20 protein-coding genes, 1 pseudogene and 1 other annotated feature are annotated in these 21,523 nt (G+C 41.8%); all 21 genes and pseudogenes read right to left on the bottom strand.

Annotation, left to right across the window (positions count from 1 at the left end):
- Positions 1-822 (bottom strand): annotated as a pseudogene (locus tag AC1DSB_RS02860) (sodium:proton antiporter); the annotation flags it as partial.
- A gap of 632 nt (positions 823-1,454) precedes the next feature.
- Positions 1,455-2,642 carry an elongation factor Tu gene (gene tuf / locus AC1DSB_RS02865; protein WP_477585717.1) on the bottom strand — a complete coding sequence of 396 codons (1,188 nt, stop codon included), beginning with the start codon at positions 2,640-2,642 and terminating at the stop codon, positions 1,455-1,457.
- 120 nt (positions 2,643-2,762) lie between these two features.
- The gene (gene fusA, locus AC1DSB_RS02870) at positions 2,763-4,838 is read right to left on the bottom strand and encodes an elongation factor G (RefSeq protein WP_016429879.1); all 2,076 of its coding nucleotides are present in this window, start codon (positions 4,836-4,838) and stop codon (positions 2,763-2,765) included.
- A 51-nt stretch (positions 4,839-4,889) separates the two neighbouring features.
- Positions 4,890-5,360, bottom strand: a complete 471-nt coding sequence (gene rpsG, locus AC1DSB_RS02875; RefSeq protein ID WP_016429878.1) for a 30S ribosomal protein S7 — start codon at positions 5,358-5,360, stop codon at positions 4,890-4,892.
- Between the two features lie 42 nt (positions 5,361-5,402).
- Positions 5,403-5,825, bottom strand: coding sequence for a 30S ribosomal protein S12 (gene rpsL, locus AC1DSB_RS02880; protein WP_016429877.1), 423 nt, complete (start codon positions 5,823-5,825; stop codon positions 5,403-5,405).
- Positions 5,826-5,926: 101 nt separating this feature from the next.
- On the bottom strand, positions 5,927-6,175 hold the full coding sequence (locus AC1DSB_RS02885; protein WP_016429876.1) for a ribosomal L7Ae/L30e/S12e/Gadd45 family protein: 249 nt from the start codon (positions 6,173-6,175) through the stop codon (positions 5,927-5,929).
- Between the two features lie 172 nt (positions 6,176-6,347).
- A complete protein-coding gene (rpoC, locus tag AC1DSB_RS02890; RefSeq protein ID WP_477585720.1) occupies positions 6,348-9,950 on the bottom strand; it encodes a DNA-directed RNA polymerase subunit beta' in 3,603 nt (1,200 codons plus the stop codon).
- A 137-nt stretch (positions 9,951-10,087) separates the two neighbouring features.
- Positions 10,088-13,639 carry a DNA-directed RNA polymerase subunit beta gene (gene rpoB / locus AC1DSB_RS02895; RefSeq protein WP_477585722.1) on the bottom strand — a complete coding sequence of 1,184 codons (3,552 nt, stop codon included), beginning with the start codon at positions 13,637-13,639 and terminating at the stop codon, positions 10,088-10,090.
- Between the two features lie 235 nt (positions 13,640-13,874).
- A complete protein-coding gene (locus tag AC1DSB_RS02900; RefSeq protein WP_016429873.1) occupies positions 13,875-14,480 on the bottom strand; it encodes a class I SAM-dependent methyltransferase in 606 nt (201 codons plus the stop codon).
- Between the two features lie 82 nt (positions 14,481-14,562).
- A complete protein-coding gene (gene rplL / locus AC1DSB_RS02905; RefSeq protein WP_016429872.1) occupies positions 14,563-14,925 on the bottom strand; it encodes a 50S ribosomal protein L7/L12 in 363 nt (120 codons plus the stop codon).
- 75 nt (positions 14,926-15,000) lie between these two features.
- Positions 15,001-15,501 (bottom strand): 50S ribosomal protein L10, encoded by a 501-nt coding sequence (gene rplJ, locus AC1DSB_RS02910; protein ID WP_016429871.1) that lies wholly within the window; start codon positions 15,499-15,501, stop codon positions 15,001-15,003.
- Positions 15,502-15,534: 33 nt separating this feature from the next.
- Positions 15,535-15,674 (bottom strand) — a sequence feature (ribosomal protein L10 leader region).
- Positions 15,675-15,715: 41 nt separating this feature from the next.
- Positions 15,716-16,417: a 50S ribosomal protein L1 gene (gene rplA, locus AC1DSB_RS02915; protein ID WP_016429870.1), complete on the bottom strand. Its 702-nt coding sequence runs from the start codon at positions 16,415-16,417 to the stop codon at positions 15,716-15,718.
- A 117-nt stretch (positions 16,418-16,534) separates the two neighbouring features.
- A complete protein-coding gene (rplK, locus tag AC1DSB_RS02920; RefSeq protein WP_016429869.1) occupies positions 16,535-16,960 on the bottom strand; it encodes a 50S ribosomal protein L11 in 426 nt (141 codons plus the stop codon).
- A gap of 377 nt (positions 16,961-17,337) precedes the next feature.
- Positions 17,338-17,871 (bottom strand): transcription termination/antitermination protein NusG, encoded by a 534-nt coding sequence (gene nusG, locus AC1DSB_RS02925; protein WP_477585726.1) that lies wholly within the window; start codon positions 17,869-17,871, stop codon positions 17,338-17,340.
- A 104-nt stretch (positions 17,872-17,975) separates the two neighbouring features.
- Positions 17,976-18,161, bottom strand: a complete 186-nt coding sequence (secE, locus tag AC1DSB_RS02930) for a preprotein translocase subunit SecE (protein WP_016429867.1) — start codon at positions 18,159-18,161, stop codon at positions 17,976-17,978.
- Positions 18,162-18,202: 41 nt separating this feature from the next.
- Complete coding sequence (gene rpmG / locus AC1DSB_RS02935) at positions 18,203-18,352, bottom strand: 50S ribosomal protein L33 (protein WP_081637847.1); 150 nt, start codon at positions 18,350-18,352, stop codon at positions 18,203-18,205.
- Positions 18,353-18,436: 84 nt separating this feature from the next.
- Positions 18,437-19,087 carry an RNA polymerase sporulation sigma factor SigH gene (sigH, locus tag AC1DSB_RS02940; RefSeq protein ID WP_016429866.1) on the bottom strand — a complete coding sequence of 217 codons (651 nt, stop codon included), beginning with the start codon at positions 19,085-19,087 and terminating at the stop codon, positions 18,437-18,439.
- A gap of 69 nt (positions 19,088-19,156) precedes the next feature.
- Complete coding sequence (locus AC1DSB_RS02945; RefSeq protein WP_016429865.1) at positions 19,157-19,666, bottom strand: NYN domain-containing protein; 510 nt, start codon at positions 19,664-19,666, stop codon at positions 19,157-19,159.
- Between the two features lies 1 nt (position 19,667).
- Complete coding sequence (rlmB, locus tag AC1DSB_RS02950; protein ID WP_477531055.1) at positions 19,668-20,420, bottom strand: 23S rRNA (guanosine(2251)-2'-O)-methyltransferase RlmB; 753 nt, start codon at positions 20,418-20,420, stop codon at positions 19,668-19,670.
- Positions 20,417-20,848 carry a Mini-ribonuclease 3 gene (locus AC1DSB_RS02955; protein ID WP_016429863.1) on the bottom strand — a complete coding sequence of 144 codons (432 nt, stop codon included), beginning with the start codon at positions 20,846-20,848 and terminating at the stop codon, positions 20,417-20,419. Before AC1DSB_RS02955 ends, rlmB begins: the two co-directional genes overlap by 4 nt.
- Positions 20,845-21,523 (bottom strand): DALR domain-containing protein (locus tag AC1DSB_RS02960; protein ID WP_477585725.1); only part of this gene is annotated, 679 nt, incomplete at its 5' end. The genes AC1DSB_RS02960 and AC1DSB_RS02955, both read right to left, overlap by 4 nt.

A 21,523-nucleotide genomic window follows, 5' to 3' on the forward strand; every position in this document is an offset into this window, starting at 1 on the left:
AACTCCAGCAACGTACAGCGTCAGAATCCCAGCAAGAGCTCCAATAATCATTGACTCGGTTTGTATTTGAGCAACGAGAGCAGCAACTAACGCAACAATTGTAAAGACAATATCTTTTTTGCTAACTAGAATCGCTTCTGAAGCTTCTATAGTAATATCTTGTACATACTCTCTTGGTCTTCTGTAAGAAAAGAAGATGGCAACCAACAGTCCGACGACCAATCCTCCTGTTGGAATTAACATGGCATACGGGATATCTTTCATATCGATTGCAAGACCCGCAGCTTCCATTTGCGTTGCGATGATCTCATGGAAGATAAATCCGAAGCCATACGGCAATAAAATATAAGGTGCCGTTAAACCAAATGTCAGAACAGACGCAATCAGCCGACGATCAAGTTTAAGCAAATTCATTACATTCAAAATGGGAGGTACAAGTAATGGAATAAAAGCAATATGAATAGGGATTAAATTCTGGGAGAATACAGCCATTAATAGTAACGTCAAAATAATGAGCGTTTTAGCCAAAGCGGTCTTTTCTGTTTCTCCGTCTTTTTTAATTAGTTTTAGTATGCTTGCAACAAGAAGCTCTGGAATCCCTGTTTTAGAAATAGCGACGGCAAACCCACCGAGCAATGCATAGCTCAACGCAATGGAAGCCCCTCCGCCTAGTCCGTCTGTAAAAGCAGTGATTGTATCTGTCATGGTTAAACCACCTGCCAGCCCACCCGAAACGGCCCCTACAAGTAATGCAAACACAACGTTAACTCTCAWCAAGCTTAATAGCAGCATGACTCCTACAGCGATTAATACAGCATTCATCTATATTATCTCCTTTGCACTTTAGTTCACTAGTGTAGTAGAACAACAGATTAAAGAATATCAAGTTGTGTTGAAAAAGTCAACAATACAAGATGTGGAGAATCATTCCAATAATAATATTGGTAGTGGATTAGAGGTTAATAGAAGGGGTACCTAAACCGAGGCTAATTTAAACGATATTATTGTTTACCGTACATTTGCACTTACCACATATTCGGCGTGCACGTGAGACTCACACTTCACACTCTTGCGGCTTGCTAGTCGCAATGCAGACTTTCGTTCTTTATTAATTATTTATTACCTTAGTTAATTAGCTTTCTATAGAAATAGCTAAATTCAGTGTTTGCGCTTTAGAGAATCTATGAAAAAGCACTGTTTCTGTATCGGTACGCTAGCATCGAAACATGTAAGTACATTGCATCGCTACACTTGCTTCGTCCGCTGAATGGTAGAAGCATTCCCTCTTTTATTATGAGCTTGTTAAACGATAGCTATTTATCATACATTTCGCTTGTACCATCTAAGGTGCAAATGCACATTGTTCCTTATTCAAGATCAGCATCTTTAATTAACATTGCTTAAACAGAAAAAAACCTTGCCAGCGTCCCGGCAAGGTTTATGAAAAGGTTAAATTATTTAGTGATAGTAGCAACTACGCCAGCACCAACAGTACGTCCACCCTCACGGATAGAGAACTTAGTACCTTCTTCAAGCGCGATTGGAGCGATAAGAGCAACAGTCATTTCGATGTTGTCTCCAGGCATAACCATTTCAACGCCTTCAGGTAAGTTACAGATACCAGTTACGTCAGTTGTACGGAAGTAGAACTGAGGACGGTAGTTAGTGAAGAATGGAGTGTGACGTCCACCTTCTTCTTTTGATAAAACATAAACTTCTGCTTTGAATTCAGTATGTGGAGTGATTGAACCTGGTTTAGCCAATACTTGTCCACGTTGGATATCTTCACGAGCTACTCCACGAAGAAGAGCACCGATGTTGTCACCAGCTTCTGCATAGTCAAGAAGTTTACGGAACATTTCAACGCCAGTTACTGTAGTTGATTTCGGCTCTTCAACGATACCGATGATGTCAACAACGTCTCCAACTTTAACTTGTCCACGCTCAACACGACCAGTAGCAACTGTACCACGACCTGTGATTGAGAATACATCCTCAACAGGCATCATGAATGGTTTGTCAGTTTGACGTTCTGGAGTTGGGATATAAGAGTCAACAGCGTCCATTAATTCAACGATTTTCTCTTCCCAAGATTCTTCACCTTCAAGAGCTTTAAGAGCAGAACCTTTGATTACTGGAATGTCGTCGCCAGGGAAGTCATATTCAGAAAGAAGATCACGAACTTCCATTTCTACTAATTCAAGTAACTCTTCGTCGTCTACCATGTCACATTTGTTCATGAAGACTACTAGGTAAGGAACACCAACTTGACGTGAAAGAAGGATGTGCTCACGAGTTTGTGGCATTGGGCCGTCAGCAGCAGATACTACTAGGATCCCGCCGTCCATTTGTGCAGCACCAGTGATCATGTTTTTAACATAATCGGCATGTCCTGGGCAGTCAACGWGTGCATAGTGACGAGCTGCAGTTTCATACTCAACGTGAGAAGTGTTGATTGTGATTCCACGCTCTTTTTCTTCAGGAGCGTTATCGATTTGTGCATAGCTCATTGCAGTACCACCAGAACGTTTTGCAAGAACTGTTGCGATTGCAGCTGTTAAAGTTGTTTTACCATGGTCAACGTGACCGATTGTACCAATGTTAGCATGTGTTTTAGAACGATCGAATTTAGCTTTTGCCATTAGGGATGTCCTCCTCAAAATTATATGATTAGTTTTTGTTATGAATGATGATGGTCTAGATCCATCACCATTCATAGCTTACAAAATAGTTATACAAGATTAAAAATCAAACTTCAATGATTAACCTTTATTTTTTTTGATAATTTCTTCTGAAATTGATTTTGGTACTTCTTCGTAGTGATCGAAAGTCATAGAGAATACTCCACGACCTTGAGTTGCAGAACGAAGTGTTGTCGCATAACCAAACATTTCTGCAAGTGGAACCATTGAACGAACAACTTGTGAATTACCACGAGCGTCCATACCTTCTACGCGACCACGGCGAGAAGTGATGTTACCCATAATATCTCCTAAGTATTCTTCAGGAATTACTACTTCCACTTTCATCATTGGCTCAAGAAGAACTGGTTTACATTTTGAAATTGCGTTTTTCAATGCCATAGAAGCAGCAATTTTGAACGCCATTTCATTTGAATCGACATCATGGTAAGAACCATCAAATAGACGAGCCTTAATGTCGATAAGTGGATATCCAGCTAGTACACCATTGTTTAAAGAGTCACGAAGACCTGCTTCAACAGCTGGGATGTATTCACGTGGTACAACACCACCGACAACGCCATTTACGAATTCAAAGCCTTTTCCTTCTTCGTTTGGAGAGAATTCAATCCAAACGTGTCCGAATTGACCACGACCACCTGATTGACGAACGAATTTACCTTCAACTTGAGCAGACTCACGGAATGTCTCACGGTAAGATACCATTGGAGCACCAACGTTAGCTTCTACTTTAAATTCACGGCGCATACGGTCAACTAAGATATCAAGGTGAAGTTCACCCATACCAGAGATGATTGTTTGTCCAGTTTCTGTGTCAGTATGAGCACGGAAAGTAGGATCCTCTTCTTGAAGTTTTTGTAAAGCTTGACCCATTTTATCTTGGTCAGCTTTTGACTTCGGTTCTACAGATAAAGAGATAACTGGCTCTGGGAATTCCATTGATTCAAGAATAACTTGGTTTTTCTCGTCACATAGAGTATCACCTGTTGTAGTGTCTTTAAGACCAACAGCAGCAGCGATATCACCAGAAAAAACTTTAGAAATCTCTTCACGGCTATTCGCGTGCATTTGTAAGATACGACCTACGCGCTCACGTTTACCTTTTGTAGAGTTTTGTACGTATGAACCTGATTCAAGAACACCAGAGTACACACGGAAGAATGTTAATTTACCAACATAAGGGTCAGTCATTACTTTGAATGCTAATGCAGAGAATGGTTGTGAGTCGTTAGATTCACGAACAACTTCTTCATCAGAATCAGGTAAGATACCTTTTATTGCTGGTACGTCTGTTGGAGCTGGAAGATAATCAACTACTGCGTCAAGCATTTTTCGAACACCTTTGTGTTTGAATGCTGAACCACAAATAACTGGGTAGAATTCAACTGCGATTGTTGCTTTACGGATAGCCGCTTTCAACTCTGCATTTGAGATTTCTTCACCTTCTAGGTATTTCTCCATAAGATTTTCGTCAACGCTAGCTACCGCTTCGATTAATTTCTCACGATATTCTGCAGCTTGAGCTTTATGTGATTCAGGAATTTCGCCTTCTGTAATTGCAGTACCATCTTCGTTACCGTAGAAAGTAGCATTCATTTCAATAAGGTCGATAATTGCACTGAAATCTTCTTCTGTACCAATTGGAAGTTGTACTGGATGCGCGTTCGCTTGAAGACGCTCGTGTAGAGTTCCTACAGAATACAAGAAGTCTGCACCCAATTTATCCATTTTGTTAATGAAAACAATACGTGGTACGCCGTATGTTGTAGCTTGGCGCCATACTGTTTCAGTTTGTGGTTCAACACCAGATTGTGCATCAAGAACCGTTACAGCACCATCAAGTACGCGAAGTGAACGTTCAACTTCAACAGTGAAGTCTACGTGACCTGGAGTATCGATGATGTTTACGCGGTGGCCTTTCCATGCAGCTGTTGTTGCAGCAGAAGTGATCGTGATTCCACGCTCTTGCTCTTGCTCCATCCAGTCCATTTGTGATGCACCTTCGTGCGTTTCACCAATTTTATGGATTTTACCAGTGTAATAAAGAATACGCTCTGTAGTAGTTGTTTTACCAGCATCAATATGGGCCATGATACCGATGTTACGTGTATTCTCTAAGGAGAATTCTCTAGCCATTTTGTATTTCTCCTTCCATCTCAAATTAGAATGATTAGTGGATGAAAAATCCTACCAGCGGTAATGAGCGAATGCTTTGTTCGCTTCCGCCATTTTGTGCATATCTTCACGTTTCTTCACAGAAGCACCTGTGTTGTTAGAAGCGTCAAGAATTTCATTAGCTAAACGCTCTTCCATAGTTTTCTCCCCACGAAGACGAGAATAGTTAACTAGGTAGCGAAGACCTAATGTAGAACGGCGTTCTGGACGAACTTCGATTGGCACCTGATAGTTAGAACCACCAACACGGCGAGCTTTAACTTCAAGTACTGGCATGATGTTAGCTAATGCTGCATCAAATACTTCCAAAGGATCTTTACCTGAACGTTCTTGAACAAGTTCAAACGCTCCATAAAGAATTTTTTGAGAAGTACCTCTTTTACCATCTACCATCATTTTATTGATTAAACGAGTTACAAGTTTTGAATTATAAATTGGATCTGGTAACACGTCACGTTTGGAAACAGGACCTTTACGAGGCATGTGTTTTCCTCCTTTCGATGAGATCTATAGTTTTATTTTTAATTAGCTTTTTTTAACTTTAGGGCGTTTAGTACCGTATAGTGAGCGGCTTTGCATACGACCGTTTACACCGGCAGTATCAAGAGCACCACGTACGATATGGTAACGAACACCCGGTAAATCTTTAACTCGTCCTCCACGGATTAGAACAACACTATGTTCTTGAAGGTTATGACCTTCACCCGGGATGTACGCAGTAACCTCAATTAGGTTAGTTAAACGTACACGCGCATATTTACGAAGCGCTGAGTTTGGTTTTTTTGGTGTCATTGTACCAACACGAGTACAAACCCCACGTTTTTGCGGTGAACTAACGTTTGTTAACGTTTTTTTAGAGCTGTTATACCCTTTGTTCAATGCTGGTGAGCCAGATTTGACTGTTTTGGATTTACGAGGCTTACGTACCAATTGGTTAATTGTAGGCATCGATTATTCCTCCCTTCTTGTTATCGTTGTAATACCACACATCCAGGTGGTTCATTTTTGGGTAAAAAACAAAGTCTTTGTGTTTTCATACACAAAAACTGTTACACAGTAATTGCAACAACTGCTGCACCCACTTGAAGTCCGCAGGCTTTACCGAGTTCTATTTTAGACTCTACAAAGTCAATCTTCACACCTTTTTCTTCCGCTAATAGAATAGCTGGTTGGGTGATCCGGTTGTCTGCATCACGAGCCACGAGAATTTCTACTACATGGCCACCATGGATTGCTTTTACTGTTTGCTTAGTACCGATGACGGTTTTCATCGCCTGATTTACTTTTTCATAAGACATTTAGCATATCCTCCAAAGACCCAGACCTTCAACTATCAACCTTAAATATATTATCATCCATTAATTTTTCTGTCAACCCATTTCACAAGAAAAGCGGAAAGACCGCAACACTTATCGGTTGTCATTAAAATTCCGGGGGGCTGCTTATACAAACCCCCGGAACAGGATGAAATTATTCTGCGCTCACTGCTACTGCAGCTTCGTTTTTCTTCTCATCAACAATCTTGATCTGACGGTAACGTTGCATACCAGTACCCGCCGGAACGAGTTTACCGATAATAACATTTTCTTTCAGGCCAAGCAATTCGTCGCGTTTTCCTTTGATCGCCGCGTCTGTTAACACACGCGTAGTTTCTTGGAATGACGCAGCTGATAAGAACGATTCTGTTTCAAGTGAAGCTTTTGTAATACCGAGAATAACTGGGCGACATGTTGCAGGTAGTTTACCATTTAACACTGCCTCTTTATTCGCATCCGCAAATTGGTGAATGTCGAGTAACGAACCTGGTAACAGTTCCGTTTCACCCGCCTCGATGACGCGCACTTTACGAAGCATTTGGCGAACCATTACTTCGATATGTTTGTCTCCGATTTCTACCCCTTGCATACGGTATACTTTTTGAACTTCTTTCAACAAGTACTCTTGTACAGTTGAAACGTCTTTAACTTTCAACAATTCTTTCGGATCAATCGAACCTTCAGTCAATACTTCACCGCGTTTAATGGCATCATTCAGTTGAACTTTCAAACGACCATTATAAGGAGCTAGGTATTTACGTGTTTCAACATCACCTTGAACTGTAATTTCTTTTTGACCTTCACGGATTTCATCAATTGCAGAGATAACACCTGTAATTTCAGTAATGACCGCTTGACCTTTAGGATTACGAGATTCGAAAATCTCCTGGATACGTGGAAGACCTTGTGTAATATCGTCTCCAGCTACCCCACCTGTATGGAACGTACGCATCGTTAACTGAGTACCTGGCTCACCGATTGATTGGGCAGCAATGATACCAACTGCTTCTCCAACCTCAACGTTTTCACCAGTTGCCAAGTTGATTCCGTAACATTTTTTACATACGCCGTGTTTCGTGTTACATGTGAATGCAGAACGAATAGTTAATTCTTCGAATCCAGCATCCAAAATAACTCGAGCTACGTCTTCTGTAATCAATGCATCTTTCTCCAGAATAACTTTTTTCGTTTCTGGATGGAAAATAGTTTTACGTGTATGACGACCGACAATACGCTCGTCGAACCCTTCGATTACCTCTGTTCCGTCCATTAATGCGCCGATCAATAAGCCACGGTCCGTTCCGCAATCATCTTCACGAACAATAACATCTTGAGCAACGTCAACCAAACGACGTGTTAAGTAACCTGAGTCAGCCGTTTTAAGAGCTGTATCCGCAAGACCTTTACGAGCACCATGCGTAGAGATGAAGTATTCAAGTACCGTTAAACCTTCACGGAATGATGATTTAATCGGAAGCTCGATAATACGACCGGCCGGATTGGCCATCAAACCACGCATACCTGCAAGTTGAGTAAAGTTGGATGCGTTACCACGCGCTCCAGAGTCACTCATCATGAAGATTGGGTTCAAGTTGTCTAATGATTTCATTAGTTTTTCCTGAATAACGTCCTTCGCAGCACTCCAGTAAGAAATAACACGATCATAGCGCTCTTCTTCTGTAATTAATCCACGACGGAATTGCTTCAGGACTTTATCTACTTTGTCTTGAGCTTCTTCTAATACTTTACCTTTGTCTGGAAGTACCACGATATCTGAGATACCGATTGTAATACCAGCTTTAGTTGAGTATTTGAAACCAAGATTCTTCATACGGTCAAGCATTTTCGACKTTTCAGTAATATGGAAACGTTTGAATACTTCAGCGATGATGTTTCCAAGAATTTTCTTCTTGAATGGTGACACAAGTTCCATTTCATCAATGTGTGTACGCACATCAGTAGTTGTTGGAACAAAGTATTTAGACGGTGTTTCAACTTGAAGGTTGAAATCCGTTGGTTCGTTAATGTACGGGAATGTTTCAGGTAAAATTTCATTGAAAATTACTTTACCCACTGTCGTCAATAACAACATTTTGTTTTGTTCTTCAGTGAATGTTTGGTTGTTCAATGAACCTGCAGCGATTGCAATACGTGTATGCAAATGCGCATGTCCGTTTTGATAAGCAATCAACACTTCATTTGGACCGTAGAATGTAGAACCTTCGCCTGTTGCACCTTTACGCTCAAGTGTTAGGTAGTAGTTACCTAATACCATATCTTGAGATGGTGTAACAACTGGTTTTCCATCTTTCGGGTTCAAAATGTTTTGTGCAGCCAACATCAATAAGCGAGCTTCAGCTTGCGCTTCTGCTGATAAAGGAACGTGAACCGCCATTTGGTCACCATCGAAGTCAGCGTTATRAGCTGTACATACTAGAGGGTGAAGACGAATTGCGCGACCTTCTACTAGAGTTGGTTCGAAAGCTTGAATTCCAAGACGGTGAAGCGTCGGTGCGCGGTTTAGTAAAACCGGATGCTCCTTAATGACGTCTTCTAATACATCCCAAACTTCTGAATGCATACGCTCAATTTTACGTTTTGCACTCTTAATGTTGTGAGCTAAGCCACGCTCAACAAGTTCTTTCATCACAAACGGCTTGAATAATTCAATCGCCATTTCTTTTGGAAGACCACATTGATACATTTTCAAGTTTGGACCTACAACGATAACCGAACGACCAGAGTAGTCAACACGTTTACCAAGTAAGTTTTGACGGAAACGACCTTGTTTCCCTTTCAACATATGTGAAAGTGATTTCAATGGACGGTTACCTGGTCCAGTAACTGGACGGCCACGACGACCATTATCAATCAACGCATCAACAGCCTCTTGTAACATACGTTTTTCGTTCTGAACGATGATGCTAGGTGCACCAAGGTCTAATAAACGTTTTAGACGGTTGTTACGGTTGATAACACGACGATACAAGTCATTTAAATCAGAAGTGGCAAAACGGCCACCATCTAATTGAACCATCGGGCGTAATTCTGGTGGAATTACCGGAAGTACGTCTAAAATCATCCAGTCTGGTTTGTTCCCAGAGTTACGGAATGATTCAACTACTTCAAGACGCTTAATTGCACGCGTACGTCGTTGACCAGCTGCAGTTTTAAGCTCTTCCTTCAGCATTTCTGTTTCTTTTTCAAGATCAAGTTCTTGAAGAAGACGTTTGATCGCCTCAGCACCCATTGCAGCATAGAATTTCGTACCGTATTTTTCACGGTATGCACGGTATTCTTTCTCAGACAATAGTTGTTTGCGCTCAAGTGGTGTATTCGCTGGGTCTACAACTACGTAAGAAGCAAAGTAAATCACTTCTTCCAAAGAACGTGGAGACATATCCAGGATAAGTCCCATACGACTTGGAATCCCTTTGAAATACCAAATATGTGATACTGGAGCTGCTAATTCAATGTGACCCATGCGCTCACGGCGCACTTTTGAACGTGTAACTTCAACGCCACAACGATCACAAACGACACCTTTATAACGAACACGCTTATACTTACCGCAATGACATTCCCAGTCCTTTGTTGGTCCGAAAATACGTTCACAGAACAAACCATCTTTTTCAGGTTTAAGTGTGCGGTAGTTAATCGTTTCAGGCTTCTTCACTTCACCGTATGACCAAGAACGAATCTTGTCAGGAGATGCTAAACCAATCTTCATGTACTCAAAATTATTAACGTCTATCAAGGAGCCTACCTCCCTTAGTCTGGGTCTTTTAAAGACTTTATCCACTTAGCTCAGGCGGATAACTTTTATGGAAATGGAAATGCGGGCAGGTATGATGGCCTGCCCTTATTTCTTAAAACTAATTTATATATATTGCCTTATTCGGCTGAGCCGACTGGCACTTCGTCCGTCATTGGCAGGATGTTGAGTGCATCAGCTGGTTGAAGATCGTCTTCCTCATCCAAATCACGCAATTCAATTTCTTGGTCGTTGATTGTCATCATCTTAACGTCCATACCTAAACTTTGAAGTTCTTTAATTAATACTTTGAATGATTCTGGAACACCTGGTTCCGGAACGCTTTCACCTTTAACGATGGCTTCGTATGTTTTCACACGACCTACCACATCATCGGACTTCACTGTCAAGATTTCTTGAAGTGTGTAAGCGGCACCGTATGCCTCAAGTGCCCAAACCTCCATCTCACCGAAACGTTGTCCACCGAATTGTGCTTTACCACCAAGCGGTTGTTGCGTAACAAGAGAGTAAGGTCCAGTAGAACGTGCATGTAATTTATCGTCAACCATGTGGGCTAACTTAATCATATACATAATCCCGACAGAAACGCGGTTGTCGAATGGCTCACCTGAGCGACCATCATACAATGTTGTTYTACCGTCACGGTTCATACCTGCTTCTTCCATCGTATCCCAAACGTCAGCTTCATTGGCACCATCAAATACTGGTGAAGCCATATGAATGCCAAGAGTACGGGAAGCCATACCTAAGTGAAGCTCCAATACTTGACCGATGTTCATACGAGATGGAACCCCTAGAGGGTTAAGCATGATATCAACTGGTGTGCCATCTGGAAGGAAAGGCATGTCTTCTTCTGGAAGGATACGCGAGATAACACCTTTGTTACCATGACGTCCAGCCATTTTATCCCCAACAGAGATTTTACGTTTTTGAACGATGTATGCACGAACGAGTTGGTTCACACCTGGTGGAAGCTCGTCGCCATCTTCGCGGTTAAACACTTTAACATCCAGGATAATTCCGCCTGCACCATGAGGTACACGTAGAGAAGTATCACGGACTTCACGTGCTTTTTCACCGAAGATTGCATGTAATAAACGTTCTTCAGCCGTTAACTCAGTAACCCCTTTAGGTGTTACTTTACCTACTAAGATATCGCCGTCGCGAACTTCCGCACCGACACGAATGATTCCGCGGTCATCTAAGTTACGAAGCGCTTCTTCACCCACGTTTGGAATATCACGTGTGATTTCTTCAGGTCCGAGCTTAGTATCACGGGATTCTGACTCGTATTCTTCGATATGCACAGAAGTGTACACATCGTCTTTTACAAGACGTTCACTCATGATAACAGCATCTTCATAGTTGAAACCGTCCCATGTCATGAAAGCAACAAGCACGTTACGTCCAAGTGCCATCTCACCGCGCTCCATAGAAGGACCATCAGCAAGAATATCAAGTGGTTTCACGCGATCGCCAACTTTAACGATTGGGCGTTGGTTATAACTCGTCCCTTGGTTAGAACGAATGAATTTTTGTAATTTATATTTTGTTAAATCGCCTTTAACTTCTTTGCCGTCGATTTCTTCAATGCGACGAACTCGAATTTCTTTCGCTTCTACATGTTCAACGATTCCGTCAAACTTAGCGATGACCGCAGCACCCGAGTCACGCGCATTCACATGTTCCATCCCTGTTCCTACAAAAGGAGCTTCAGGATTTAACAATGGAACCGCTTGACGTTGCATGTTCGCACCCATAAGGGCACGGTTGGAGTCATCGTTCTCTAAGAACGGGATACACGCTGTCGCTGCAGAAACAACTTGTTTAGGCGATACATCCATATAATCGATTGATGAACGTTTGAATACCGTGTTATCTCCGCGGAAACGACCAACAACTTCTTCGTCGACAAATTCACCATTGTCAGAAAGACGGGCATTAGCTTGCGCTACTACGTAGTTGTCTTCTTCATCTGCTGTTAAATAATCGATGCGAGTTGTCACAAGGCCTGTCTCAGGATCTACGCGACGGTAAGGTGTTTCAATAAATCCGAATTTGTTCACTTTCGCGAAACTTGAAAGTGAGTTGATCAACCCAATGTTTGGTCCCTCAGGCGTTTCAATCGGACACATACGACCGTAGTGGGAGTAATGAACGTCACGTACTTCAAAACCAGCACGTTCACGCGTTAAACCACCGGGTCCTAATGCCGATAGACGGCGTTTGTGCGTCAATTCAGCAAGTGGATTTGTTTGATCCATGAATTGAGACAACTGAGAACTACCAAAGAACTCTTTAATTGATGCAATAACCGGACGGATATTAATCAATTGTTGTGGCACTATRGATTGTGTGTCGTTAATTGACATACGCTCACGTACCACACGTTCCATACGGGAAAGACCAATACGGAATTGATTTTGTAATAGTTCCCCTACTGAACGTAAACGACGGTTACCTAGATGATCAATGTCATCCGTGTTTCCAATGTTGTAAAGTAGGCCGAAGAAGTAACTAACAGAAGAAATAATATCAGCAGGTGTGATGTTTTTTATCGCATCTTCAATATAAGCATTGCTGATGACATTAATTTCTTGTTGCGCTTCATTGTTTGGAGCGTAAATTTTGATTGATTGTAACGTGATATCGCCTTCTAATACGCCACCTACTTGAGAAATTGTGCGGAATCCGATTCCATTCTCAAGATGTGGGATTAAACGATCAAGTAAACGACGGTCAATCACTGCACCTTGTTCCGCTAAAATTTCACCAGTTTCTGGATCAACTAGCGTTTCAGCTACTGTCTGGTTGAATAGACGGTTTTTAATGTGCAGTTTTTTGTTCATTTTGTAACGACCAACATTCGCTAAGTCATAGCGTTTTGGATCGAAGAAACGTGAGTACAACAGGCTCTTCGCACTTTCAACTGTTGGCGGCTCGCCTGGACGAAGACGCTCATAAATTTCAAGCAACGCTTTATCTGTGCTCTCCGTGTTATCTTTTTCTAAAGTATTACGAAGGTATTCGTTATCGCCGATAAGGTCGATAATTTCTTGATCAGAACCAAAGCCAAGTGCACGCAGAAGTACCGTTACTGGTAATTTACGTGTGCGATCGATACGTACATATWCTACGTCCTTCGCATCGATTTCGTATTCCAACCATGCGCCACGGTTAGGAATAACCGTTGCACCGAAACCTTTTTTACCGTTTTTATCTGTCTTATCATGGAAGTAAACACTTGGTGAACGGACTAACTGAGATACGATTACGCGCTCAGCACCGTTGATGACGAAAGTACCTGTTTCTGTCATGAGYGGGAAATCACCCATAAACACATCTTGTTCTTTCACTTCATCTGTTTCTTTGTTGTGCAAACGTACTTTTACGCGAAGTGGTGCAGCGTAAGTTACGTCACGTTCTTTTGATTCATCGACCGGATACTTAGGTTCACCTAATGTATAATCGATGAATTCCAGTGAAAGATTACCTGTGAAGTCTGCAATCGGAGAAATGTCTCGGAACATTTCACGCAAACCTTCTTCCAGGAACCATTCATAAGATGCTGTTTGAATTTCGATTAAATTCGGAAGTTCCAGCACCTCATTAATACGCGCAAAACTTCTGCGCTGGCGGTGTTGTCCGTACTGAACTAGTTGACCTGCCAACTCATTCACCCCTCAATAAAGCAATATTAGGACTTTTCGGCACACCATATTTAGTGTATGATGTCGAAAAGACAAAAAGAAAACGAGTTCTATAAGAGCTCATTTTCGGTTAACTAAATTTATTCTTGGTAAGTATACCCACTCGCAAAACACCTTTATACAAAAGGGCATACGACCGCAAAATAATATTTTTGCATTTTATTATAATATCATAGCGATTTTGTCAAGTCAATAATCATTTGACTTTCTCAGCCTTAATGATCCAGTAACCTCTTACCTTATCGATCACTTCAACTTGACCGAAAATTTCTTCTAATCGATCGAAAGTTGACGGAGCTCCTTGTTTCTTCTGAATGACAACCCACAACTCTCCACCCACACGCAATTTCGCATAGGCATCTAAATAAAAACGAAAAATCGTTTGTTTTCCAGCACGGATCGGCGGGTTTGTTAATATTGCAGCAAAGTCAGTTTCCGTAACGTCGGTTAACCCGTCACTTTCATAGATTCGTACATTTTGTACCCCGTTACCCTCCGCATTTTTACGCGAAAGTTGCACTGCACGTTCGTTGATGTCCACCATGTGAATTGTACGATCTGCCTCAGTTTTAGCGATGGATAAACCAATTGGTCCATACCCACACCCTACATCAAGCACAGGTCCTTCAGTCGCAGGCATTACAAACGCATCAATTAAAACACGGGACCCAAAATCTACTTCGCTTTTACTGAAAACACCCGTATCCGTTTCAAAATGAAACAGCTCACCACGCAGTGTAAAACTCCATGACTTAGGCTTACTTTCAGTTTGAGGTTTTTTTGAATAATAATGATCAGCCATTCGGGCACCCTCCAACCTGTTGATGAAATGAAGAAAAAGCCCGCCGTTAACTGACGAGCTTTCCATTACTTATTAAAAGAAATTATTTAACTTCTACTGAAGCGCCAACTTCTTCAAGTTTAGCTTTGATTTCTTCTGATTCTTCTTTAGTTACGCCTTCTTTAAGAGCTTTAGGAGCGTTATCTACAACTTCTTTAGCTTCTTTAAGACCTAATCCAGTGATTTCACGAACCACTTTGATTACTTTGATTTTTTGATCTCCTGCAGAGTTAAGGATTACATCAAATTCAGTTTTTTCTTCTTCAGCAGCAGCACCGCCACCAGCAGCCATAGCCATTGGTGCAGCAGCTGTAACGCCGAATTCTTCTTCGATTGCTTTTACTAAGTCGTTTAATTCAAGAACTGTCATACCTTTGATTGCTTCAAGGATTTGAGTGTTGTTCATTGTATGTTCCTCCTAATAGGAATATTTTTTTGTTTGGGTTATACCCGGTTTTAAACAGCTAAGCCGTGTAACGAATTACGCGCCTTGCTCTTCTTTTTGTTCTGCAACAGCTTTTGTTGCAAGCGCGAAGTTGCGCATTGGAGCTTGTAGAACGCTGAGTAGCATTGACAACAAACCTTCGCGAGAAGGAAGTTCTGCAAGTGCTTTAATATCTTCAGCAGTTGCGATTGCACCTTCGATCACACCAGCTTTGATTTCAAGGTTCTCGTTCTTTTTAGCGAAATCGTTAAGGATTTTCGCTGGCGCTACTACGTCTTCTGTTGAAAACGCAATTGCGTTTGGACCTGTAAGACTTTCATTCAAGCCTTCAAGACCAGCAACTTCAACTGCACGGCGAGTCATTGTGTTTTTATACACTTTGAATTCAACGCCAGCTTCACGAAGTTGTTTACGAAGTTCAGTTACTTGAGAAACACTCAAGCCACGGTAGTCAACTACTACTGCAGTTGCTGCTGTTTGGAACTTTTCAGTAATTTCTTCAACACGAACTTTTTTAGCTTCGATTGCTCTGCTCATCTGGACACCTCCTAATAGAATGAGTCATTTATACCGCCAAAAGAAAAGCCCCTGGATCTATATAGACACAGGGGCTGAAACGTCATCTTAAAAAGAATCTGAATGCATGTCCTCGGTAGGATCATTATGCGACAAGTCGCCCCTACTGTCTACGGTACAAATAATTTATTTACAACAAAAGTCATCTTAACAGATAGACTTTAAACTGTCAACCTTATTTGTTAACTTTTACGCTAGAAGAATCCACTTTTACAGATGGACCCATTGTAGTTGTAACGTTAACTGATTTCATGTAAGTTCCTTTAGCTGCCGCAGGCTTAGCTTTTTGAACTACATCAAATACTGCCAAGAAGTTTTCAACTAACTTGTTGTCGTCGAAAGAAACTTTACCGATTGGTGCATGGATAATACCAGCTTTGTCAGCACGGTACTCAACTTTACCAGCCTTGATTTCTTCGATCGCTTTAGTTACGTCGAATGTTACAGTACCAGTTTTAGGGTTTGGCATTAAGCCTTTTGGTCCTAAAACGCGACCTAATTTACCAACTTCACCCATCATGTCAGGAGTAGCTACGATTACATCGAAGTCAAACCATCCTTGTTGGATTTTGTTAATGAACTCTGTATCGCCAACAAAGTCAGCGCCAGCAGCTTCTGCTTCTTTTAATTTTTCGCCTTTAGCGAAAACTAATACACGTTGAGTTTTACCAGTTCCGTTTGGAAGTACTACTGCTCCACGGATTTGTTGGTCATTTTTACGTGTGTCGATTCCTAATTTGAATGCCACTTCAACTGTTGCGTCAAAGTTAACAGTGCTCGTTTTTTTAGCAAGTTCGATTGCCTCTTGAGCTGCGTACAATTTAGTACGGTCTACCAATTTCGCTGCATCTTGCAACTTTTTACCTTTTTTAGCCATTGTAAAATGTCCTCCTTGATTGTGGTTTTAGCGGAATAAACCTCCCACGAATAAGGGTTGCGTGTCTTATAGACATCCGCAACCCCCCAAAAACTAATGCATCATCAAGTGCAGGGATTAGTCTTCGATGACGATACCCATGCTGCGCGCAGTACCTTCAACCATCAACATAGCTGCTTCAACTGATGCTGCGTTTAGGTCTGGCATTTTTTGTTCAGCGATTTCGCGAACTTTATCACGCTTCACCGTAGCAACTTTTTTGCGGTTTGGTTCACCAGAACCTGACTGGATACCAGCCGCCACTTTAAGTAATACTGCTGCAGGTGGAGTTTTTGTAATGAATGTAAATGAACGGTCTTCAAATACAGAAATTTCAACAGGGATAATTAGTCCAGCTTGATCTGCCGTACGTGCGTTGAATTCTTTACAGAATCCCATGATATTAACACCTGCTTGACCCAATGCTGGACCAACCGGCGGTGCTGGATTTGCTTTACCAGCAGGAATTTGTAATTTTACTACCTTAACAACTTTTTTAGCCACGAGACACACCTCCTTAAGTCCGTGATGTGGTAATTGGGTTGCCCCTCCCACTCAATATCTGTCTGTCAGCTACTAGCTGAGCATAAGCTAAAATTTTCGCAGACTACACTATTTCAGTCTGACCTTTGAAATAATACCATTTTTCCAAAACTTAAGCAAGTAGCTTTTGGAAAAAGGTTCTATGAACTAGATTTTAAATGCTTTTTTTCCATTCAAGATTGCTAATGTCTAGTTGCAAGCGCCAGCTCACACCTAAGCTTAGGGCCACAGGATGCGGGTCATGAAGGCGTTCCGACACGATGTCGGGAATTTAGCCTTCCTTCCCCTAATCTAGCGAAAGCTAGCTTTCGCATCGAGTGGCGTTTTCACTTTTCTAATTACATTTTAATAACTTGGTCGTAGTCAAGTTCCATTTTCGTTTCGCGTCCAAACATATCAACAGAAACTTTCAACTTACCTTTTGCATCATCAATCTCTTCCACTTTACCTTGGAAGTGTGCAAATGGTCCTTCAAGAWCTTCAACCATTTCCCCAACCGTGTATTGCGCTTCAATTTTGCGCTCTGTCATGCCCATTTGTTTCAGGATGAATTCTACTTCTTCCGGCAATAATGGTGTCGGTTTTGCTCCACCACCTGAAGAACCGATAAATCCAGTAACGCCTGGCGTATTTCGCACGACATACCAAGAATCGTCTGTCATCACAAGTTCAACTAAAACATACCCTGGGAATGTTTTACGCATAACTGTACGTTTTTTACCATCTTTAAAATCCGTTTCTTGCTCTTCCGGGATAATGACGCGGAAGATCAGATCGGACATACCCATCGTTTCAACACGTTTTTCAAGATTTGCTTTTACTTTGTTCTCATATCCAGAATACGTGTGAACAACATACCAATTCTTTTCCATAAGTAGCAGGACTGTTCGTCCGTCCCTCCATTTCTTAGACAAATGAAAAAACCCGTTCTAAGTTTCTGACGGGCTATTCTCCACAAGTGCTATCTGTTATCAAATTACAGTTTAAGGAACCAGCGAAACGCTTGTGAAATTCCTAAGTCAACGACTGCGAAAAATACTGCCATAATTACGACCGTTGAAAGTACAATGACTGTATAACGAGTCATTTCCTTACGTTTAGGCCAACTAACTTTTCTCATTTCCGAGACAACATTACCAAAGAAACCACTGATATTAGTCATTCTGATTTAACCCTCCGAGTAAAAATTATCTATGTCTATATTTACAACGTTTGCTTATGAACCGTATGCGCTTTGCAATGGGAGCAATACTTTTTCAGTTCCAGACGCTCACTCGATCCTTCTTTTGAAGCAGGAACTGTATAGTTTCGCGAACCACATTGCACACAGCTTAAGACGACTTTATTAGCCATTTTATCACCTTTTAAGTCAGCATTTGTCTTTTTAAAGACTATCACCTACGGTTTAGACTGTCAACAAACGCCCAGGTGAAGATTTCAATGAACGCCACCAATTTCAATGTGCCTTTCAAGTTTCCGCTTCACACGCTGTAATGCGTTGTCTATGGATTTTACATGACGATTTAATTCTTCTGAAATTTCATGGTAAGACTGTCCATCCAAATACAAGGCAAGTACTTGCCTCTCCAATTCACTCAGAATTTCACTCATTTTTTCTTCCATGTAATCAAAATCTTCACGGTGAATCATCAGTTCTTCGGGATCATCAATAGCAGAACCCGAAATCACATCCATTAGTGTGCGGTCTGATTCTTCATCAAAAATCGGCTTGTCCAATGACACATATGAATTGAGTGGGATATGCTTTTGACGTGTAGCTGTTTTGATAGCAGTTATAATTTGACGTGTAATACAAAGTTCTGCGAATGCTCGAAACGATGAGAGCTTGTCCCCTCTGAAATCACGAATCGCTTTGTAAAGTCCAATCATTCCTTCTTGAATGATATCTTCTTTATCAGCCCCGATTAGAAAGTAAGACCTGGCTTTCATACGCACAAAAGATCGATATTTGGTGATTAAAAAGTCAAGCGCATCAGAATCGCCAGTGTGGACCAATTCCACAAGCTCGTCATCTAGTAAGTCTTCAAATTGGTGCAGCTTCACGTGTACATAGTCACTCTTAATCAACAGTATCACCTCGGCCGTCTGCTTAGTTTGACCCTAGTATACAGGATGTGGAAATCGAGCGTCAACGACTCATTTCATCCCTCTGCGCCATTTTTCAAAAATTTCTGCCACTTCATTACTTAGCTGGATTTTGGAAAACGGGCGCTGCTCCTGGATAGCCTTCACCTTCTTCGTGATATTCTCCTGAACTAACTCCATTTCAATTTCAAGTTCTCGTGCAGACTTTCTTAGTGCGCCTTGTGCGAAAATCACCCATTGTTCCGTCAAATCAGATGTAGCTACATGCACTTGATCACGTCTTGTCATTAATTGTGATGTTAATTTTTCAATACGTTCATCCGCAGTTTCGTTTTCCCTGGTGAAAATAACTTCGACATCATATTGTTTCTTCTTTTTTTCAATCCCAGGTACGAGATGTGCATCAAACACTACAATGACTCGCCAACCTGAATAAGCTTTGTATTCCGCCATCATTTCAATCAGCCTGTCTCTGGCATCAATGAGCTTGTCTGTTTTTAATGCACGCAATTCTTTCCATGCGCCGATAATGTTATAGCCATCGACGAGTAAAATGTCCATCTCAATTAACCGGCAGGCGGTTCCGCAATACTTCGTACATCAGGATAGCAGCTGCTACAGATGCATTTAACGACGTTACATGCCCAACCATCGGCATGTTGTAGAGGAAGTCGCACTTCTCTTTCAGCAAGCGACTCATTCCTTTTCCTTCACTGCCTATAATGATTGCCAATGGTAATTTCGCATCCATGCGACGGTAATCAGCCGAGCCCTTGGCATCCGTTCCCGCAATCCACACGCCACGCTTTTTCAAATCTTCAACGGTTTGTGCTAGATTGCCAACGCGTGCTACCGGCACATGCTCAATTGCCCCTGTAGATGTTTTCGCCACGACTGCAGTTAGTCCAACTGCACGACGCTTCGGAATAATGACACCATGCACGCCAGTCGCATCAGCTGTTCGCAAAATCGAACCCAGGTTATGTGGATCTTCCAACTCATCCAAAATCAAAAAGAATGGATCTTCATTGCGTGAAGCAGCACGTTCGAAAAGCTCATCAATTTCTGCATAACGGTAAGCCGCTACCGAAGCTGCTACCCCTTGGTGATTGGCTCCGTCCGTCAATTGGTCCACTTTGTTTTTTGGCACAAACTGGACGATGATGCCGGATTCTTTCGCAAGTTGTAACAACTCGGCGATTCCCGCTTTCTTGACACCTTCCGCTACCCATACTTTGTTCATATCTCGCCCGGAGCGAAGGGCCTCCAGCACTGGATTTTTCCCTGATACGATTTCATTGTCAAGTTCAGTCACGATATCGATTCTCCTTTCGGTTCTTCTATAGTGGTAATAGCTTTTTCAATTATTTCCTTCACGCGTTCGAAGTTGCCGGATAGGTACAAACTTCCGAGAACCGCTTCAAACGCCGTACTATATTTGTACGTTTGTACGTCTGTATTTTTTGGAATGGTGCCAGACTTGGCATTACGCCCGCGTCTTAGCACCGCTTCTTCATCTTCCGTCAAAAACTTTTCTTGGAGTAGCACACGCACCACGGATGCCTGGGCTTTCGCCGAAACATATTTAGTTCCTTCTTTATGCAGTGTATTGGGTCTAACCCGTCCTGAACGAATCAAATGTTCACGAATCGCTTGCTCCAGGACGGCATCCCCCATATACGCAAGGGCCAGTGAATTCAATTGTTTTACATCTGCCGGACGAAGTGAATATTCTTTGTTCATCCGCGTTTCCAACGGATGCCTTGCGCCGTATCTTCCAATAAAATATTCATTTCTTTCAATTGATCCCGGATGGCATCTGCACGAGCGAAATCTTTATCTTTACGCGCCTGGATTCTCTCCGCAATAAGAGCGTCAATTTCTTCATCCAGTACTTCTGTTTTTACTTCCACTTCAATACCCAAAACAAGTGAAAGTTCTTTCAATGCTTTCATGAATGCAGTAAGAACAACCGCTTCCGTATGTTTTTCAATTAGATATACATTAGCCAGACTCGCCAGTTCAAACAAGGCAGCAATTCCGTTGGCCGTATTGAAATCATCGTCCATTGCCGTAACAAATTGGGTGCGGACTTCTTCGATTTTGTTTAACCAGATATCCTTGTGATCCCCTAGTTCAGGAGATGCTTCAAGACGATGCGCCAAATTCGAATATGATGTTCGAATGCGCGCCAGCCCATTTTCCGCATTTTCCACAAGCTCTTGCGAGAAATTGATTGGGTGACGGTAATGAACCGACAACATAAAGAATCTCAACACTTGAGGATCGATTTGTTTACGAATGTCGTTCACCAATACAAAGTTACCAAGGGACTTCGACATTTTTTCGTTGTCAATATTGATATATCCATTATGCATCCAGTAGCGCGCAAATTGCTTACCTGTATATGCTTCAGAC

It is taken from the genome of Paenisporosarcina sp. P4_E4_2, assembly GCF_056401595.1.

What these genes read in the sequence shown, in the direction of transcription:
- rpmG (WP_081637847.1), bottom strand. Translation starts at nt 18,352, where the DNA reads ATGGCTAATAAAGTCGTCTTAAGCTGTGTGCAATGTGGTTCGCGAAAC.
- rpsL (WP_016429877.1), bottom strand. Translation starts at nt 5,825, where the DNA reads ATGCCTACAATTAACCAATTGGTACGTAAGCCTCGTAAATCCAAAACA.
- AC1DSB_RS02955 (WP_016429863.1), bottom strand. Translation starts at nt 20,848, where the DNA reads ATGAACAAAGAATATTCACTTCGTCCGGCAGATGTAAAACAATTGAAT.
- AC1DSB_RS02885 (WP_016429876.1), bottom strand. Translation starts at nt 6,175, where the DNA reads ATGTCTTATGAAAAAGTAAATCAGGCGATGAAAACCGTCATCGGTACT.
- rplL (WP_016429872.1), bottom strand. Translation starts at nt 14,925, where the DNA reads ATGAACAACACTCAAATCCTTGAAGCAATCAAAGGTATGACAGTTCTT.
- rplA (WP_016429870.1), bottom strand. Translation starts at nt 16,417, where the DNA reads ATGGCTAAAAAAGGTAAAAAGTTGCAAGATGCAGCGAAATTGGTAGAC.
- secE (WP_016429867.1), bottom strand. Translation starts at nt 18,161, where the DNA reads ATGACTAATATCAGTGGTTTCTTTGGTAATGTTGTCTCGGAAATGAGA.
- rplJ (WP_016429871.1), bottom strand. Translation starts at nt 15,501, where the DNA reads ATGAGCAGAGCAATCGAAGCTAAAAAAGTTCGTGTTGAAGAAATTACT.
- fusA (WP_016429879.1), bottom strand. Translation starts at nt 4,838, where the DNA reads ATGGCTAGAGAATTCTCCTTAGAGAATACACGTAACATCGGTATCATG.
- AC1DSB_RS02945 (WP_016429865.1), bottom strand. Translation starts at nt 19,666, where the DNA reads ATGGACATTTTACTCGTCGATGGCTATAACATTATCGGCGCATGGAAA.
- rpsG (WP_016429878.1), bottom strand. Translation starts at nt 5,360, where the DNA reads ATGCCTCGTAAAGGTCCTGTTTCCAAACGTGACGTGTTACCAGATCCA.
- AC1DSB_RS02900 (WP_016429873.1), bottom strand. Translation starts at nt 14,480, where the DNA reads ATGGCTGATCATTATTATTCAAAAAAACCTCAAACTGAAAGTAAGCCT.